The 16,661-nt window shown below is 68.5% G+C and carries 17 protein-coding genes; 5 read left to right on the forward strand and 12 right to left on the reverse strand.

Annotation, left to right across the window (positions count from 1 at the left end):
• Nucleotides 1-191: 191 nt before the first annotated feature.
• The 6 genes from ahcY to ACZYZ9_RS21410 all read right to left on the reverse strand — a co-directional run bounded on the left by ahcY (nucleotide 192) and on the right by ACZYZ9_RS21410 (nucleotide 5,632).
• On the reverse strand, nucleotides 192-1,670 hold the full coding sequence (gene ahcY / locus ACZYZ9_RS21385) for an adenosylhomocysteinase (RefSeq protein ID WP_463828271.1): 1,479 nt from the start codon (nucleotides 1,668-1,670) through the stop codon (nucleotides 192-194).
• 109 nt (nucleotides 1,671-1,779) lie between these two features.
• On the reverse strand, nucleotides 1,780-2,430 hold the full coding sequence (gene alkX, locus ACZYZ9_RS21390; protein ID WP_463828272.1) for a TetR family transcriptional regulator AlkX: 651 nt from the start codon (nucleotides 2,428-2,430) through the stop codon (nucleotides 1,780-1,782).
• Nucleotides 2,427-2,609, reverse strand: coding sequence for a rubredoxin (locus ACZYZ9_RS21395; RefSeq protein WP_463828273.1), 183 nt, complete (start codon nucleotides 2,607-2,609; stop codon nucleotides 2,427-2,429). Before ACZYZ9_RS21395 ends, alkX begins: the two co-directional genes overlap by 4 nt.
• A 1-nt stretch (nucleotide 2,610) precedes the next feature.
• The gene (locus ACZYZ9_RS21400; RefSeq protein ID WP_463828274.1) at nucleotides 2,611-2,784 is read right to left on the reverse strand and encodes a rubredoxin; all 174 of its coding nucleotides are present in this window, start codon (nucleotides 2,782-2,784) and stop codon (nucleotides 2,611-2,613) included.
• Complete coding sequence (locus ACZYZ9_RS21405; protein ID WP_463828275.1) at nucleotides 2,781-4,031, reverse strand: alkane 1-monooxygenase; 1,251 nt, start codon at nucleotides 4,029-4,031, stop codon at nucleotides 2,781-2,783. The genes ACZYZ9_RS21400 and ACZYZ9_RS21405 overlap by 4 nt, the downstream gene beginning before the upstream one ends.
• Nucleotides 4,032-4,150: 119 nt before the next feature.
• Nucleotides 4,151-5,632 carry an amino acid permease gene (locus ACZYZ9_RS21410; protein WP_463828276.1) on the reverse strand — a complete coding sequence of 494 codons (1,482 nt, stop codon included), beginning with the start codon at nucleotides 5,630-5,632 and terminating at the stop codon, nucleotides 4,151-4,153.
• Between the two features lie 89 nt (nucleotides 5,633-5,721).
• On the opposite strand from ACZYZ9_RS21410, the gene ACZYZ9_RS21415 reads away from it, so the two are divergent.
• Entirely contained in the window at nucleotides 5,722-7,092 is a 1,371-nt protein-coding gene (locus ACZYZ9_RS21415) for an FAD-dependent oxidoreductase (RefSeq protein ID WP_463828354.1), read from the forward strand.
• Here the strand turns inward: ACZYZ9_RS21415 and manA are convergent.
• The 4 genes from manA to ACZYZ9_RS21435 all read right to left on the reverse strand — a co-directional run bounded on the left by manA (nucleotide 7,076) and on the right by ACZYZ9_RS21435 (nucleotide 11,364).
• Nucleotides 7,076-8,314: a mannose-6-phosphate isomerase, class I gene (gene manA, locus ACZYZ9_RS21420; RefSeq protein ID WP_463828277.1), complete on the reverse strand. Its 1,239-nt coding sequence runs from the start codon at nucleotides 8,312-8,314 to the stop codon at nucleotides 7,076-7,078. The genes ACZYZ9_RS21415 and manA overlap by 17 nt on opposite strands.
• A gap of 7 nt (nucleotides 8,315-8,321) precedes the next feature.
• A complete protein-coding gene (locus ACZYZ9_RS21425; RefSeq protein WP_463828278.1) occupies nucleotides 8,322-9,389 on the reverse strand; it encodes a TobH protein in 1,068 nt (355 codons plus the stop codon).
• Complete coding sequence (locus ACZYZ9_RS21430) at nucleotides 9,386-10,789, reverse strand: phosphomannomutase/phosphoglucomutase (RefSeq protein WP_463828279.1); 1,404 nt, start codon at nucleotides 10,787-10,789, stop codon at nucleotides 9,386-9,388. The genes ACZYZ9_RS21425 and ACZYZ9_RS21430 overlap by 4 nt, the downstream gene beginning before the upstream one ends.
• A gap of 101 nt (nucleotides 10,790-10,890) precedes the next feature.
• Nucleotides 10,891-11,364 (reverse strand): DUF3499 domain-containing protein, encoded by a 474-nt coding sequence (locus ACZYZ9_RS21435; RefSeq protein WP_463828280.1) that lies wholly within the window; start codon nucleotides 11,362-11,364, stop codon nucleotides 10,891-10,893.
• A gap of 182 nt (nucleotides 11,365-11,546) precedes the next feature.
• Here ACZYZ9_RS21435 and ACZYZ9_RS21440 point away from each other — a divergent pair, with 182 nt between their 5' ends.
• Entirely contained in the window at nucleotides 11,547-11,966 is a 420-nt protein-coding gene (locus ACZYZ9_RS21440) for a metallopeptidase family protein (protein ID WP_463828355.1), read from the forward strand.
• Between the two features lie 15 nt (nucleotides 11,967-11,981).
• Here the strand turns inward: ACZYZ9_RS21440 and ACZYZ9_RS21445 are convergent, their stop codons facing one another.
• A complete protein-coding gene (locus tag ACZYZ9_RS21445; RefSeq protein WP_463828356.1) occupies nucleotides 11,982-12,338 on the reverse strand; it encodes a WhiB family transcriptional regulator in 357 nt (118 codons plus the stop codon).
• A gap of 350 nt (nucleotides 12,339-12,688) precedes the next feature.
• Between ACZYZ9_RS21445 and cofD the strand changes: the two genes are divergently transcribed.
• Genes cofD through ACZYZ9_RS21460 form a run of 3 tightly spaced genes read left to right on the forward strand, consistent with a single transcriptional unit; the run spans nucleotide 12,689 to nucleotide 15,599 of the window.
• Nucleotides 12,689-13,675, forward strand: coding sequence for a 2-phospho-L-lactate transferase (cofD, locus tag ACZYZ9_RS21450; RefSeq protein WP_463828281.1), 987 nt, complete (start codon nucleotides 12,689-12,691; stop codon nucleotides 13,673-13,675).
• Nucleotides 13,672-15,039, forward strand: coding sequence for a coenzyme F420-0:L-glutamate ligase (locus tag ACZYZ9_RS21455; RefSeq protein ID WP_463828282.1), 1,368 nt, complete (start codon nucleotides 13,672-13,674; stop codon nucleotides 15,037-15,039). The genes cofD and ACZYZ9_RS21455 overlap by 4 nt, the downstream gene beginning before the upstream one ends.
• Nucleotides 15,036-15,599, forward strand: a complete 564-nt coding sequence (locus ACZYZ9_RS21460; protein WP_463828283.1) for an NUDIX hydrolase — start codon at nucleotides 15,036-15,038, stop codon at nucleotides 15,597-15,599. Before ACZYZ9_RS21455 ends, ACZYZ9_RS21460 begins: the two co-directional genes overlap by 4 nt.
• Here the strand turns inward: ACZYZ9_RS21460 and manB are convergent.
• The gene (gene manB, locus ACZYZ9_RS21465) at nucleotides 15,581-16,660 is read right to left on the reverse strand and encodes a mannose-1-phosphate guanylyltransferase (RefSeq protein ID WP_463828284.1); all 1,080 of its coding nucleotides are present in this window, start codon (nucleotides 16,658-16,660) and stop codon (nucleotides 15,581-15,583) included. The two genes, ACZYZ9_RS21460 and manB, sit on opposite strands and share 19 nt — an antisense overlap.
• Nucleotide 16,661: the final 1 nt, after the last annotated feature.

Below are 16,661 nucleotides of genomic sequence, written 5' to 3' on the forward strand. Positions count from 1 at the left end.
TAACGCCTGCGCGTCACGCTGGCGTGACGCTCGACGTCCACAGCCACACTGGCGTGACGCTCGGCGGGCAGACGGGGGCCGGCGCGCGAGCTTAACGCCTGCGCGTCACGCTGGCGTGACGCTCGACGTCCACAGCCACACTGGCGTGACGCTCGGCGGGCAGACGGGGGCAACGCCGGGCTCGCCGCCGCTCAGTAGCGGTAGTGGTCCGGCTTGTAGGGGCCCTCGACGTCCACGCCGAGGTATTCGGCCTGCTCCTTGGTCAGCTTGGTGAGCTTGCCGCCGAGCGCCTCGACGTGGATGCGGGCCACCTTCTCGTCAAGGTGCTTGGGCAGCCGGTACACCTCGTTGTCGTACTCGTCATTCTTGGTCCACAGCTCGATCTGCGCGATCGTCTGGTTGGCGAAGCTGTTACTCATCACGAACGACGGGTGCCCGGTCGCGTTGCCCAGGTTCAGCAGTCGGCCCTCGGACAGCACGATGACCGAACGACCGGTGTCGCCGAAGGTCCACAGGTCGACCTGCGGCTTGATGTTGGTCTTGGTGGCCCCGGAGCGCTCCAGACCGGCCATGTCGATCTCGTTGTCGAAGTGACCGATGTTGCCCAGGATGGAATGGTCCTTCATGGCCTTGATGTGCTCGAGCATGATGATGTCTTTGTTGCCGGTCGAGGTGATCACGATGTCGGCGTTGCCGATCGCGTCCTCGACGGTCACCACGTCGTAGCCCTCCATCAGCGCCTGCAGGGCGTTGATCGGGTCGATCTCAGTGACCGAGACGCGCGCGCCCTGGCCCTTGGCGGCCTCCGCGCAGCCCTTGCCGACGTCGCCGAAGCCGCAGATCAGCACGTTCTTGCCGCCGATCAGCGCGTCGGTGCCACGGTTGATGCCGTCCAGCAGCGAGTGCCGGGTGCCGTACTTGTTGTCGAACTTGGACTTGGTCACCGAGTCGTTGACGTTGATGGCCGGGAAGGCCAGGTCGCCGGCGGCGGCGAACTGGTAGAGGCGCAGCACCCCGGTGGTGGTCTCCTCGGTGACGCCCTTGACCGACTCGGCGATCTTGGTCCACTTACCCTTGTCGGTCTCGAACCGGTTGCGCAGGACGTTGAGGAAGACCTTCCACTCCGCGGAGTCGTCCTCTTCGGCGGGCGGCACCACGCCGGCCTTCTCGTACTGCATTCCGCGCAGCACCATCATGGTGGCGTCGCCGCCGTCGTCCAGGATCATGTTCGCCGGCTTGTCCTCGTCCGGCCAGGTGAGCATCTGCTCGGCGGCCCACCAGTACTCCTCGAGCGTCTCGCCCTTCCACGCGAAGACCGGGACACCCTTGGGCTCCTCCGGGGTGCCGTGCGGGCCGACGACGACGGCCGCGGCCGCGTGGTCCTGGGTGGAGAAGATGTTGCAGGAGGCCCACCGGACTTCGGCACCCAGCGAGGTCAGCGTCTCGATCAGCACCGCGGTCTGCACGGTCATGTGCAGCGATCCCGAGATCCGGGCCCCCTTCAGCGGCTGGACATCGGCGTACTCGCGGCGCAGCGACATCAGCCCGGGCATCTCGTGCTCGGCGATGCGCAGTTCTTTACGGCCGAAATCCGCCAGCGACAGGTCGGCAACCTTGAAATCGATGCCGTTGAGGACGTCGGGGGTCAGCGAATTTTCGGTCGTGGTCATGGTCGTGTTTCATCCTTACTCAGGGCTTACGGGGACTGATGGAATAAACCGGGCGGCTACTGCGCCCGAGGTATGGTCCTCAGTCACTGTAGCCGCCCGGCGGGAGCCCTCAGGAAACGGCACTCACCCCGTGACGCTCGCCGAACGGCGTCAACAGCCGGGCCAGGTCCGCTGCGACGTCGTGGTCGGACTCCGGTGGCATCGACACGTAGCTCAGGCACAGCCGCACGATGGCGCGGGAGAGCACCTGCGCGTCGTCGTCGCTGGTGGCCAACCAGGTCTGGGTGAACGCCGTCGACAACCGGGCCGAGGCCCGGGTGATGATGGGCGCGCTGTCGGTGGTGATGAGCTGTAGCAGGTCCGGCTTGGCCACGCCGGTCAGCAGCGAGATCACCAGCGGGTCGGCGGCCGACTCGGTGAAGAAGGCCCGGAAACCCTGCAGGAACGACTCGTAGATGTTGCCGACGTTGGCGTCCAGGGCAGCTCGGACGGTGTCGACCAGCCGGTCGGCCAGACGCAGGGCGTACCCCTGTGCCAGGCCCTGGCGGGAGCCGAACTCGTTGTAGATGGTCTGCCGGCTGATGCCGGCGGCCCGGGCCACGTCCGAGAGCGTGATGGCCGACCAGTCGCGGGTCAGCAGCAGGTCCCGCATCGCGTCCAGCACCGACTCCCGCAGCAGGGCGCGAGATGCCTCGGCGTAGGGAATCCGCTTCACAGGCGCGACAATAGCCGTATTCGTCGCGACATTGGTGCCGATCATGACCGGGCCACCTCCACCATCACGAAGTCGGCTTTGGCTGCACCGCAGTCCGGGCAACTCCAGTCTTCGGGGATGTCCGCCCAGCGGGTGCCCGGCTCGATGCCGTCCTCCGGCCAGCCCAGCTCCTCGTCGTACTCGAAACCGCACTGGACGCACTGGTAGAGCTTGTAGTCGTTCATGTCACTTTCCTCCTATCTCGATGAAGTCGGGCTTTTCGCGGACGGCGCAGTCCGGGCAGGTCCAGTCCTCGGGAATCTGCTCCCAGGGCGTGCCGGCCGGAAAGCCTTCGCGGGCATCGCCTTTGGTCTCGTTGTAGCGGTAATCGCACACCGGACACTGGTAGGTGGCGGTCATGCGGCCACCTCGTGGGCGGCCCCGTACCTGGCCAGCAGCTTCGCCCGCAGCCGCGGGTGCAGGTTGACCTTGGTGATGTCGCCGTCGTAGTGCTCGAGCACCCGGTGGTCCATCACCTTGCGCCACAGCGGCGGGAAGTAGGTCAGCGTGATCATCGAGGCGTACCCGCTGGGCAGGTTGGGCGAGCCGGCCATGCTGCGCAGCGTCTGGTAGCGCCGGGTCGGGTTGGCGTGGTGGTCGCTGTGCCGCTGCAGGTGGTAGAGGAACAGGTTGGTGACGATGTGGTCGGAGTTCCAGCTGTGCACCGGGGCGCACCGCTCGTAGCGGCCGTTCTCCTTCTTCTCCCGCAGCAGCCCGTAGTGCTCGAGGTAGTTGACGGCTTCGAGCAGGCCGAAGCCGAACACCGCCTGGATGATCATGAACGGGATCAGGCTCACCCCGAAGACCGCGATCAGCACGCCCCACAGCAGCACCGACATGGCCCAGGCGTTCAGGACATCGTTGGACAGGTAGGTGCGGGGGTCCCACGGGCTCTTGCCGAGCCGGCGAATCCGCTGCGCTTCGAGGTGCACCGAGGAGCGGGCGCTGCCGATGACGCTGCGCGGCAGGAACTCCCAGAACGTCTCGCCGAAGCGGGATGACGCCGGGTCCTCCGGAGTGGAGACCCGCACGTGGTGGCCGCGGTTGTGCTCGATGTAGAAGTGGCCGTACCAGGTCTGGGCCAGGGTGATCTTGGACAGCCAGCGCTCCAGGGAGTCCTTCTTGTGGCCCATTTCGTGGGCGGTGTTGATCCCGACGCCGCCGAGGACACCCACCGACAGCGCCACGCCGATCTTGCCGAACCAGCCCAGGCCGCCTTCGAAGCCGAGCCAGTGCAGGTTCGACGCGGTGAACAGGTAGGCGCCCAGCACCACGCTCAGGTACTGGAACGGGATGTAGATGTAGGTGCAGTACCGGTAGTACTTGTCGTTCTCCAACCGCTCCATCACCTCGTCGGGCGGGTTCTGGCCGTCGGGGCCGAACCGCAGGTCCAGCAGCGGCAGCAGGATGTAGAGCAGGATCGGGCCAATCCACAGCGGCACCTGCGCCGCGAAGTGCCAGTCCAGCCGGTTGAGCCCCCAGCTGATCGGCAGCATCACGAACAGCGCCGTCGGGGGGATGAGTCCCATCAGCCACAGGTAGCGCTTCTTGTCGCGCCACTCCGTTGCCGGAGCTCCCGTCGCCTGGGCGTCGATCTGGGTGGTCATATGCCAAACCTCCTTGTGTGTCACACCACGATGAGATTGGACATTACGGCAGTTTGCGTCTCTTGTCTAGACAAAGAGGCCGTTTTTGTAAATCAAATGCTCAAAGACATCCCATTTGTCTACGGCGTGCTGACCTCCACCTGCGCCGCACGACCCCGCTGCAGCGAATGCCGCCGTCCGTATCCGACGTAGATGACCACCCCGATCACCAGCCACACCCCGAAGCGCACCCAGGTCAGGGCGGTGAGGTTGAGCATCAGCCACAGACACGCGCACACCGAGGCGATCGGCAGCAACGGCACCCACGGCGCCTTGAACCCGCGCTGCAGGTCCGGGCGGGTGCGGCGCAGGACGATGACACCGGCCGAGACCAGCACGAACGCGAACAGCGTGCCGACGTTGACCATCTCCTCGAGCTTGTCGATCGGAAACACCGCAGCCGTGGCCGCGATCACGACCGCCACCAGCACGGTGATGCGGACCGGGGTGCCCCGGGCGCTGGTCTTGGCCAGGCCGCGCGGCAGCAGACCGTCGCGGGCCATCGCGAACAGCACCCGGCACTGACCCAGCATCAGCACCATCACCACCGTGGTCAGGCCGGCCAGCGCACCGACCGAAATGATGCCGCTGGCCCAGTGCACGCCGTTGGCCTGGAACGCCGTGGCCAGATTGGCCGAGTGGTGATCGACGGTCTTGAGCTGGGTGTAGGAGATCATCCCGGACAACACCACCGAGACCGCTACGTAGAGGACGGTGACGATGCCCAGCGACGCCAGAATGCCGCGCGGCACGTTGCGCTGCGGGTCTTTGGTCTCCTCGGCCATGGTGGCGACGATGTCGAAGCCGACGAACGCGAAGAACACGATCGAAGCACCCGCCAGCACGCCATACCAGCCGTAGTGGCTGCCGCCCGCCCCGGTGATCAGCGACAGCACCGACTGGTCCAGTCCGTTGCCGCCGTGTTGGACCTCGGGTTCGGGCACGAACGGCCGGTAGTTGGCGCCCTTGATGTAGAACGCCCCGACGACGACCACCAGGAGCACCACCGCCACCTTGATGGTGGTCACCACGGCGGAGAAACGGGACGACAACTTGGTGCCCAGCGCCAGCAGGACCGCCACCAGCGTGACGATCAGCAGCGCGCCCCAGTCGAAGGTGAACCACGCAAAGTGCTGGACCGCGCCGGCGAACCCGAAGACCGTGCCCAGGTAGCTCGACCACCCCTTGGCCACCACCGCCGCGCCGATGGCCAGTTCCAGCACCAGATTCCAGCCGATCACCCAGGCCAGCACCTCGCCGAAGGTGGCGTAGGAGAAGGTGTAGGCGCTGCCGGCCACCGGCAGCGTGGAGGCGAATTCGGCATAGCACAGCGCCGCCAGGGCACAGGTACCCGCCGCGATCAGAAACGAGATCCAGATGGCGGGGCCGGTGATGTCACCGGTGGTCGACGCGGTGACGGTGAAGATGCCGGCCCCGATCACCACCGAGACACCGAAGACGACGAGATCCCACCAGGTGAGGTCCTTACGCAGCCGGGTGCTCGGCTCGTCGGTGTCGGCGATCGACTGCTCGACCGTTTTCCTGCGCCAGCGATCTGCCATCCGAGCACGCCCCTTCAATCACTTATGGACCGGACAGTACTGGGTACTCTGCCCAGATGGTGGGGAGCGCGGAGAACAAGAATCACGCAATAGTCATCGGTGCCAGCATCGCCGGATTGTCCGCGGCGAAGGTGCTGTCGGACTTCTATACGCAGGTGACGGTGTTCGAGCGGGACGAGCTGCCCGGCGAACCGGCCAGCCGGGCCGCCGTCCCGCAGGACCGGCACCTGCACATGCTGATGGCCCGCGGGGCCAAAGAGTTCGAGAGCCTGTTTCCGGGCCTGCTCGACGACATGGTCGCCGCGGGCGTGCCGATGCTGGAGAACCGGCCCGACTGTATCCACCTGGGGGCGGCCGGACACGTCCTGGGCACCGGGCACACGCTGCGCGACGAGTTCACCGCCTACGTGCCGAGCCGCCCGCACCTGGAATGGCAGCTCCGACGCCGGGTGCTCGAGCTGGCCAACGTCGAGATCGTGCAGCGTCCCGTCGCCGAACCGCGGTTCGAACCTGCCACACAGCGGGTGACCGGCGTGCTGCTGGACCCCGAAACCCCGGGTCAGGATCCCGAGTTCGTGCCGGCCGACCTGGTCGTGGATGCTGCCGGGCGCGGCACCCGGCTGCCGGTCTGGCTGACGCAGTGGGGTTACCAGCGCGCACCGGAGACGACGGTGGACATCGGCATCAACTACGCGACCCACCGGTTCCGGATGCCTGAGGGGTTGATCCAGGAAAAGGTGGTGGTCGCCGGGGCCTCCCACGACCAGCCGCTCGGGCTGGGGATGCTGTATTACGAGGACCGCACCTGGGTGCTGACGACGTTCGGGGTGGGCCACACCAAACCGCCGCGGACCTTCCCGGACATGCTGGGCCTGGCAAAAGAAATGCTGCCGGACCATTTCAACGCCGCGCTGGCGCAGTCCGAACCCGTCGGCGACCCCTCCTATCACGCCTTCCCGGTGAGCCGCTGGCGCCGCTACCACAAGGTGGAGCGCTTCCCGGGCGGAATCATCCCGTTCGGCGACGCGGTGGCCAGCTTCAACCCCACCTTCGGCCAGGGCATGACCATGACCTCGTTGCAGGCCCGCAATCTGCGCCAAGCCCTGCAGACCCCCGACGTGGACCTGGCCACCGAGCTGAGTCGGCTGACCGCCAAAACCACCTTCCCGGTGTGGATGATGAACGCGATCGGCGACGTGACTTTTCACCACGCCGTCGCCGACCCGGAACCGCGCTGGTACCGCGCGGCGGGCGGGCTGTTCGATCAGTTCCTGGGCGCCGCCGAGACCAATCCCGTGCTCGGCGAATGGTTTCTGCGCCGCTTCTCGCTGCTCGACAGCTTGTATATGGTGCCGACACCGTCCATCCTGGGCCGCACCATCGCGCACAACATGCGCTTGTGGGTAGGCGAGAAACGCGAGCGCCGGTTGGCCCGGCGGGCGGTTACAAGCCGACCGTAGCCCGGAACACCTTGGCCGGTTGGCGCGCGCACAGCCGGATCGGACCGTCGTCGGCGCCCACCCAGGCCGCCGCTCCGCGCTCCAGCGTCAGCGACCCGGTCTTGCCGTGCACCGTCAGCTCCCCCTCGGCGCACAACAGGATCTGCGGTCCGTCATGGCGGGACGGCGCGTCGACCTCGTGGCCCAGCTGCTCACCGTCGAGGACGAGCAGCGCGACCGCGAACTCGTCGGCCGGGGTCTCGTACACCAGGGCCAGGCCGTCGCGGCGGATCGGCGGACGCAGTTGCGACTCGGCGGACGGGGTGAAATCCAGCACCCGCAGCAGTTCCGCCACATCGACGTGCTTGGGGGTCAGGCCGCCGCGTAACACGTTGTCGGAGTTGGCCATCACCTCCAGCGCGAATCCGCGCAGATAGGTGTGCAGGTTGCCGGCGGGCACGAAGATCGCCTCGCCGGGGGCCAGGCTGATGCGGTTGAGCAGCAACGCCGCCAGCACGCCGGCGTCACCGGGATAGCGCTCCCCCAGTTCCAGCACCGTGCGCGCTTCGCCGGCGAACTCGGTGGCCCCGCAGCTCAGATACTGGATGGCCCCGTCGAGTACGGCGGGCACCAGCACGTCGAGGTCGGGCTGGGGGGCGGTGATCCAGGTGGTGAACAACGCCCGCAGGCCGGCTGCATCGGATTCGTCGTCGGACCCCTCGCCGAGCAGGTCGATGAACGGGTCCAGGTCGGAGACGGCCAGCGCCCGCAGCAGGTCGCTGGTGCGGGCCACTTGCCGGAACCCGGCCAGCGCCTCGAACGGCTGCAACGCCACCAGCAGTTCGGGTTTGTGACTGATGTCGCGGTAGTTGCGCACCGGCGAGTTCACCGGAATGCCGAGCCGCTCCTCGCGCCGATACCCCTCGACCGCCTGCGCGGTACTGGGATGGGCCTGTAGCGACAGCGGCTCGTCGGCGGCCAGCACTTTGACCAGAAACGGGAGCACGTCGCCGAACCGTGCCCGCGACGCCGCGCCCAGCTGGCCCTCGGGGTCGGCGCTCAGTGCCGTCAACAACGAGGTCTCGCCGTGCGGCGTGTGCAGAAAGGCCGGGTCGCCCGGGTGAGCGCCGAACCAGAGTTCGGCCTCGGGATGGGCGGCCGGCACCGGCCGCCCGGTGAATTCGGCGAGTGCGGTGCGCGACCCCCAGGCGTAGGTGCGCATGGCTCCGCGTAGCAGTTCCACCCTGTATCTATCCCCGTGCCAATCGCAGGTAAACCGCCGCCATCTCGAGCCGAACGGCCAGCACCGCCAGTTGCTGCTCGACGCGCTGAGCAGCGGTGGGCGCCGGCGCTTCCGGCACGTCCTGGGCACCGATCAGGTAGACGTCGTCCAGCCCGGCCACCCGGGCGGCGACCACCGTGCGCTCAGCGGCCAGCGTCAGCGCCAGCACCCGCAACCGCTGGGGCAGCGGCCCGTCGATCTGCTCGTCGTGGAACAGGTCGTGTTCCGGCGCGGGGTGGCCGCCGGGCCCACCGCGCAGCGCAGCCACCGCGTCCGCCAGGCCGGTGGCGGCGACCGCCTGCTGCGCATTGCGCAGCACCATCGAACTGCCGTGCCGGGCCAGCGTCAGCGTTGCGGCGCTGTCCCCGGCCAGCGCCACCTGGCACCCGGTCAGCCGCGCCGCCAGCATCTTGGCCGGATTGGTGAACAACTCGCGTGCGGCGCTGTTGCGCAGCACCTCGGCGTCCAGTTCGTCGGCCAGCGCCCCCAGATCAAGAGGCAGCCGGGAGTCCACGGTCTGCAGTACCGCCAGACCGACCGCCAGATACCGGCACAGCCCGAACTCGTCGGGCGCCCACAACCGGGGCGCCAGCACCGCGACCCGGCCCGCGGTGGAGTCACGCAGCGGACCTTCGAACGGCGCCGCCACGACCACCCGCGCTCCGCGGCGCACCCCGGTGGCGGCCGCGCCGACCAGCACGGGGTCCCCGGGATCGTCGCCGGCCACCACCAGCACATCCAGCGGACCGATCCAGGACGGAGCCTCGGTGGCCAGCACGATCGGCGCCGCAGCGTCGGTGGCCAGCGTCGAGATCAGCAGAGCCCCGGCCGTTTCCGCGGGGCCGCGCCCGGCCACCCAGATCACGCTGCGCGGCCGGTCGTTGCCGCCGAGGGACTCGAGCTCGCCCTCCTCCAGCGCGGCAGCCACGGTGCGCACCTGGGCGCCGGCCATCGACGCCGCCCGCAGCAGGCCGTCCCGGTCGGCGGCCAGCAGACCCTCGGCGTCCTCGAGATCGACAGCTCCGACGGTGCTCACGGTCCCGCCTGGGGTGGGTCGGCCCGGGCCGCGATTTGCTCGCTGATCTGTGCGACCACCGCGTCCACATCCTCGATGCTGCGCCCCTCGACATTGAGCCGCAAGAGCGGCTCGGTGTTGGAGCTGCGCAAGTTGAACCAGCGGCCGTCGCCCAGGTCCGCGGTCACCCCGTCCAGGTGGTCGATGGAGTGGATCCGGCCACCGAACGCCTTCAACACGGCATCCACGCACGCCGCCGCGTCGGCGACGGTGAAGTTGATCTCGCCGGAGGACTCGTAGCGCTGGTAGTCGGCGGTCAGCTCGGAAAGCGGCCGGTCCTGCTGCTCACCGAGCGCCGCGAGCACGTACAACGCGGCCAGCATTCCGGAGTCGGCGCCCCAGAAGTCCCGGAAGTAGTAGTGCGCCGAGTGTTCCCCACCGAAGATCGCGCCGGTCTCGGCCATCAGCGCCTTGATGTAGGAGTGCCCGACGCGCGAGCGCAGCGGCGTGCCGCCGCGCTCGGCCACCAGCTCGGGCACCGCGCGCGAGGTGATCACGTTGTGGATGACGGTGGCGCCGATCTCGCGGGTCAGCTCGCGCGCGGCGACCAGGCTGGTGACCGTCGAGGGCGAGACCGGCCGGCCACGCTCGTCGACCACGAAGCAACGGTCGGCATCGCCGTCGAACGCCAGGCCGATGTCGGCGTTGGTTTCGCGCACGAAGTGCTGCAGGTCCACCAGGTTCGCTGGGTCCAGCGGGTTGGCCTCGTGGTTGGGGAAGGTGCCGTCGAGCTCAAAGTACAAGGGCAACAACGTGATCGAGTCGATGGCACCGAGCACCGCCGGGGCGGTATGGCCGGCCATGCCGTTGCCGGCGTCCACGGCCACCCGCAGCGGGCGCAGGTCGGCGGTGTTCACCAACGAGCGCAGGAACACGCCGTAGTCGGCCAGCACATCCTGGTCGGTCACCGATCCGGCCGGGCCGTCGTAGCCGGCCGCCGCGCCGGCGATCAGGTCCTCGCTGATGACGGTCAGACCGGTGTCCTTACCGACCGGTTTGGCACCCGCGCGGCACAGCTTGATGCCGTTGTAGGCCGCCGGGTTGTGGCTGGCGGTGAACATGGCACCGGGGCAGTCCAGCAGACCCGAGCCGAAGTACAACTGATCGGTGGAGGCCAGACCGATGCGCACCACGTCCAGGCCCTGACCGGTGACGCCGTCGGCGAACGCCGCCGCCAGCGACGGGGAGCTGTCGCGCATGTCGTGACCGATCACCACCCGGCCGGCGCCCTCGCTGCGCATCAACCGGGCGAAGGCGGCACCGACGTCGGCGACGAAGGGCTCGCTGATTTCCGCACCGACCAGCCCACGGACGTCGTAGGCCTTGATCACACGGTGGACAGCCGCGGCGGGCCAAGACATGTGGGGTGCTCCTGACGACGTGAACTCTTCGCCGTCAGCCTATCGGCCCGCCGGCACTGCGGACCGGAACGGTCCGGTTGGCGATCGACGGTTCGGCGCGCTCAGTCGGCAGGATCGGGCAGGACCCGCAGGTGTCCGCGCCGGCGTCCGGACCGATGTTCGGGTGGCGCCAGCACACCGGTGGCGTGAGCTCCCGCCGAATGCACCGGATCCCCTACCCCAGCGGCGCGTGGGATGTCGTCGTACCCGTCGTATCCGTCGACCCGCGCGGTGAAGCCGTTCACGACCGCACTCGCACGCACCCCGCCCTCGCGCACCGCATCGGCCAGCGCCACCAGGTCGTCCTCGTCGGGATTGGTCGGCTCGGCGTTGAGCGGTCCGGCGTGGCGCACCAGCTCCCAGCCACGCGGGGCGGTGATGCGGCCGGCATGACCGACACACAGATCCCAGGAGTGGGGTTCCCGCGCGGTAGCGAGTGGTCCGACCACCGCCGTGGAGTCCGAGTAAACGAACGTCAGCGTTGCCACTGCATAGTGCGGACACCCGGGCCGGCAGCAGCGACGGGGTACGTTCACGAGCGAAAGGCTATCGTGCGCAAACGCCGCTCAAGCGCCGGACACGCGCATCGGTTCTAGCCACGATGTACAACCGTTACCATCGGCGCGTGAGCGATTCCCGCGGCTCCGGCCGCAGCGGTCGGCCTGCGGGCAGGTGGGCCGGGACGTTCGGGCACCGATCCCGGCGCAGGGGCCGCGATCTGCGCGGCCCGTTGCTGCCGCCCACCGTGCCGGGCTGGCGCAGCCGCGCCGAGCGGTTCGACATGGCGGTGCTGGAGGCCTACGAACCCATTGAGCGACGGGTCGGTGAGCGGGTAGCCGAACTCGACGTCGCCGTCGACGAGATCCCCCGCATCGCGGCCAAGGATCCCGCCAGCGTGCAGTGGCCACCTGAGGTGATCGCGGACGGACCGATCGCCCTGGCCCGTCTGATACCCGCCGGGGTCGACGTGCGCGGCAACGCGACGCGGGCGCGAATTGTATTGTTCCGCAAGCCGATTGAGCGACGGGCGAAAGACACCGTCGAACTCGGTGACCTGCTGCACGAGATCCTGGTGGCCCAGGTGGCGATCTACCTGGACGTGGAGCCGTCGGTCATCGACCCGACGATCGACGACTGAACTTTGTGCGGCGGACTAGATGACGCCGCGCTTGAGGCGGCGACGTTCGCGCTCGGACAGTCCACCCCAGATGCCGAACCGCTCGTCGTGGGCCAGCGCGTAGTCGAGGCACTCATGGCGGACCTCACACCCCAGGCAGATCTTCTTCGCCTCGCGGGTGGAGCCACCCTTCTCCGGGAAGAAGGCCTCGGGGTCGGTCTGGGCGCACAGCGCTTTGTCCTGCCATTGGTCGGCGGGGACTTCCGGCAGTGGCTCGGGCTCGAATGCGGCGGGCGCATCCGGAACCACGCTGAGATGAGGACGGACGGGTGCTTTCGGTGTCGGCAGAGACGTCACGACCGAGCCGGACGTGGTGTGCGGTGTGCCCCCCATTACGCCCCGAAGGTATTCATAGGACATGACTCCGCCTCCTCACTGATAGAGAGTGAATGGTTTACCACTGTTCTGATGTACAGATACCCAATTCGAACAAGTGATCGAATCTCGGTCTGCGACACCGGAACCGGCCGGCCAACCGGGAAATGACACTGATGTGATTAGACACGTGCCGGTGACCCTGGTCAAGCACTTCGGCGCATTTCCATACCATCTCGTAACCGAATTTCGGCGTTTCTGTTGTTTCGGCACTCGGGCGTGTCGAACACAGTATTATCACAAGTCCCTTGTGCCACAGTGGTTACCGATAACAACCCGTCCGCGCGCGACGGGTACTGTCCTGCGGTGTGAAGGTCACCGTGTTGGTCGGCGGCGTCGGCGGCGCCCGCTTCCTGCTCGGCGCACAACACTTCCTCGGCCTGGGACAGTTTGCTCGGCCGGACCAAACCGGTCATGAACTGACCGCCGTCGTCAACATCGGCGACGACGCGTGGATCCACGGCGTACGCATCTGCCCGGACTTGGACACCTGCATGTACACCCTGGGCGGCGGGGTGGACCCGGAGCGCGGCTGGGGTCATCGGGACGAAACCTGGCATGCCAAAGAGGAACTGGCGCGCTACGGGGTGCAACCCGATTGGTTCGGGCTCGGCGATCGCGATCTGGCCACCCACCTGATTCGAACTCAGATGCTCAACGCCGGTTACCCGCTGTCGCAGATCACCGCCGCACTGTGCGATCGTTGGCAGCCGGGCGCGCGGTTGCTGCCGGCCAGCGACGACCGCTGTGAAACGCATGTGGTGATCACCGATCCGTCCGACGGTTCGCGCAAAGCGATCCACTTCCAGGAGTGGTGGGTTCGCTACCGCGCCCAAGTCCCCACCCACAGTTTCGCCTTCGTCGGAGCCGAAAAGGCTAGCGCCACAACAGAAGCGGTGGCAGCCATCGCCGAAGCCGACGTAATCATGCTGGCACCGTCCAATCCGGTGGTGAGCGTCGGAGCCGTCCTGGCGGTACCCGGCATCCGCGCCGCCCTGCGCACCGCGACCGCCCCGGTGGTCGGGTACTCACCGATCATCGGTGGAAAACCGTTGCGCGGCATGGCCGATGCCTGTCTATCGGTGATCGGCGTGGACTCCACCGCCGAGGCCGTCGGGCGGCACTACGGTGCGCGCGGCACCACCGGGATACTGGACTGCTGGCTGATCCACGAGGGTGATCGCGCCGAAATCGACGCTGTGGCGGTGCGATCCATCCCGCTGCTGATGAACGACCCGGCGACCACGGCTGAGATGGTGCGCGCCGGGCTGAAACTGGCTGGCGTGACAGTATGACCGGGCAGCCCACGCTGCCGCCGACGGGCGAACACGGCACCGCCGGGAGGATCGAGATCCTGCCCGTTCCCGGACTTCCCGAGTTCCGTCCCGGTGACGACCTGGGCGCCGCGCTGGCCGCCGCCATGCCATGGCTGCGCGACGGTGACGTGGTGGTGGTCACCAGCAAGGTGGTGTCCAAATGTGAAGGCCGCCTGGTGCCGGCTCCCCCGGATCCTGAGCAGCGAGATACCCTGCGCCGTAAGCTGATTGACGACGAGGCGGTCCGGGTGCTGGCCCGCAAGGGACGCACCCTGATCACCGAGAACCGGCTGGGCCTGATCCAGGCCGCGGCCGGGGTGGACGGATCCAACGTCGGGACATCGGAATTGGCGCTGCTGCCGGTGGACCCGGACGGCAGTGCCGCCGCGCTGCGGGCGCGGCTGGGTGAACTGCTCGGGGTCACCGTCGCCGTTGTGATCACCGACACCATGGGCCGGGCGTGGCGTAACGGCCAGATCGACGCTGCGGTGGGAAGTGCGGGAATAGCTGTGCTGCACAACTATTCGGGCGCCGTCGATCAGCACGGCAATGATCTGGTGGTCACCGAGATCGCCGTCGCCGACGAGATCGCGGCGGCAGCCGACCTGGTGAAGGGCAAGCTGACCGCGATGCCGGTGGCGGTGATCCGGGGGCTCGAACCCGCCGACAACGGCACGACCGCGCGGCACCTGGTGCGCGCAGGCACCGAAGACCTGTTCTGGCTCGGCACCGCCGAGGCCCTCGACCTGGGTCACCGCCAGGCCCAGCTGATGCGCCGCTCGGTGCGGCAGTTCAGCAGCGAACCGGTGCCGGCGGAGCTGGTCGAGGCCGCGGTCGCCGAGGCGCTGACCGCCCCGGCCCCGCACCACACCCGGCCGGTGCGGTTCGTGTGGCTGCAGACCCAGGCCACCCGAAATCGGCTGCTGGACCGGATGAAAGACAAGTGGCGGACCGATCTCAGCGGTGACGGCAAGCCCGCCGATGCGGTGGAGCGCCGCGTCTCGCGCGGCCAGATTCTCTATGACGCGCCCGAAGTCGTCATACCCTTTCTGGTGCCCGACGGCGCGCACAGCTACCCGGACGCCGCGCGCACCGAGGCCGAGCACACCATGTTCACCGTCGCCGTCGGCGCCGCCGTCCAGGGTCTGCTGGTTGCGCTGGCGGTCCGCGGCCTGGGCAGCTGCTGGATCGGGTCGACGATCTTCGCCGCCGACCTGGTGTGCGAAGAGCTTGGCCTGCACCGTGATTGGGATCCGCTGGGGGCCGTCGCAATCGGCTACCCCGCCGAGGCGATGGAACCGCGCGAGCCGGCGCCGGTCGCGGATCTGTTGATCCGCCGATGAGCTTGCGGGATTCGGTGATCGACCTGCTCGCCGGGTGGCAGGCGCCCGAACCCGCCCAGGACGCGCTGCGCCAGGCCGTGCTCGGGTTCGTGCTGGCCCGCCCGGACGCGTGCCTGCGGGAGTGCGAACCCGGGCACATCACCGCCTCGACCCTGGTGCTCGACGACAGCGGCGAGCGGGTGCTGCTCACCCTGCATCCCCGGCTGCGCCGCTGGGTGCAACTCGGCGGACACTGCGAGCAGGATGTCGATGCCGACATCCAGGCCGCCGCGCTGCGCGAGGCCGTCGAGGAGTCCGGCATCCCCGACCTGGCGCTGGACCCGGAACTCGTCGCCGTGCACGTCCACGCGCTGACCTGCTCGCTGGGCAAGCCGACCCGGCACCTGGACCTGCAGTTCGTGGCGCACGCCCCGGCGGGGGCCCGGATCGCCATCAGCGACGAGTCCGACGACCTGCGCTGGTGGCCGGCGGACGCGCTGCCCGAAGGCACCGATCACGCGTTGGCGTACCTGGTGGATCGCGCCCGCCGCCCGGAGGAAGCTCAGACGTCCGACGAGTAGCGGATCCCACCGTCGGGAATCGAGACCCCGGGCCACACCCGCGCCCCGCGCAGCAGTTCGCAGCGCGCACCGATGTCGCAGCCGTCGCCGATCACGCCGTCGCGGATCAGCGCCCGCGGCCCGATGCGGGCACCGAACCCGATGATCGAGCGCTCGATCACACTGCCCGCCTCGACCTTGACCCCGTCGAAGATCACCGCGCCGTCCAGCCGCACCCCCGCGCCGATCTCGGCGCCCCGGCCCACGACGGTGCCGCCGATCAGCAGCGCGCCCGGCGCCACCGCCGCGCCGTCGTGCACCAACGACTCGCCGCGCTGCCCGTGCAGGGCCGGCGACGGCGCGATCCCGCGCACCAGATCGGCCGAGCCGCGCACGAAGTCCTCCGGGGTGCCCATGTCGCGCCAGTAGGTGGCGTCGACGTATCCGCACACCTTGACGTCGTCCGCCGACAGCAGCGACGGAAATACCTCGCGTTCCACCGACACCTCGCGCCCGCGCGGAATGCGGTCGATGATGTCGCGGCCGAACACGTAACAGCCGGCGTTGATCTGGTCGGTCGGCGGGTCCTGTGTCTTCTCCAGAAAGGCGACGACCCGGTCCGTGTCGTCGGTGGGGACGCAACCGAACGCGCGCGGATCACCGACCCGGACCAGGTGCAGCGTCACGTCGGCCTGATGCCCGCGATGAAACTCCAGCAACTGGCCCAGATCGGCGCCGGAGAGCACGTCGCCGTTGAACACCATGACGGTGTCGTGGCGGAGCTTGGGGGCGACATTCGCGATGCCGCCGCCGGTGCCCAGCGCGTTCTCCTCGGTCACGTACTCGATCTGCAGGCCGAGCTTGGATCCGTCGCCGAACTCGGCCTCGAACACCTCGGCCCGGTACGACGTGCCCAGCACCACGTGCTCGATGCCGGCGGCGGCGATCCGCGACAACAGATGGGTGAGAAATGGCAGCCCGGCCGTCGGCAGCATCGGTTTGGGCGCGGACAGCGTCAGGGGCCGCAGTCGCGTGCCTTTGCCGCCGACCAGGACCACCGCATCGACGTGGTGGGTTGCCAAC

It is taken from the genome of Mycobacterium sp. IDUB_28, from assembly GCF_055419285.1.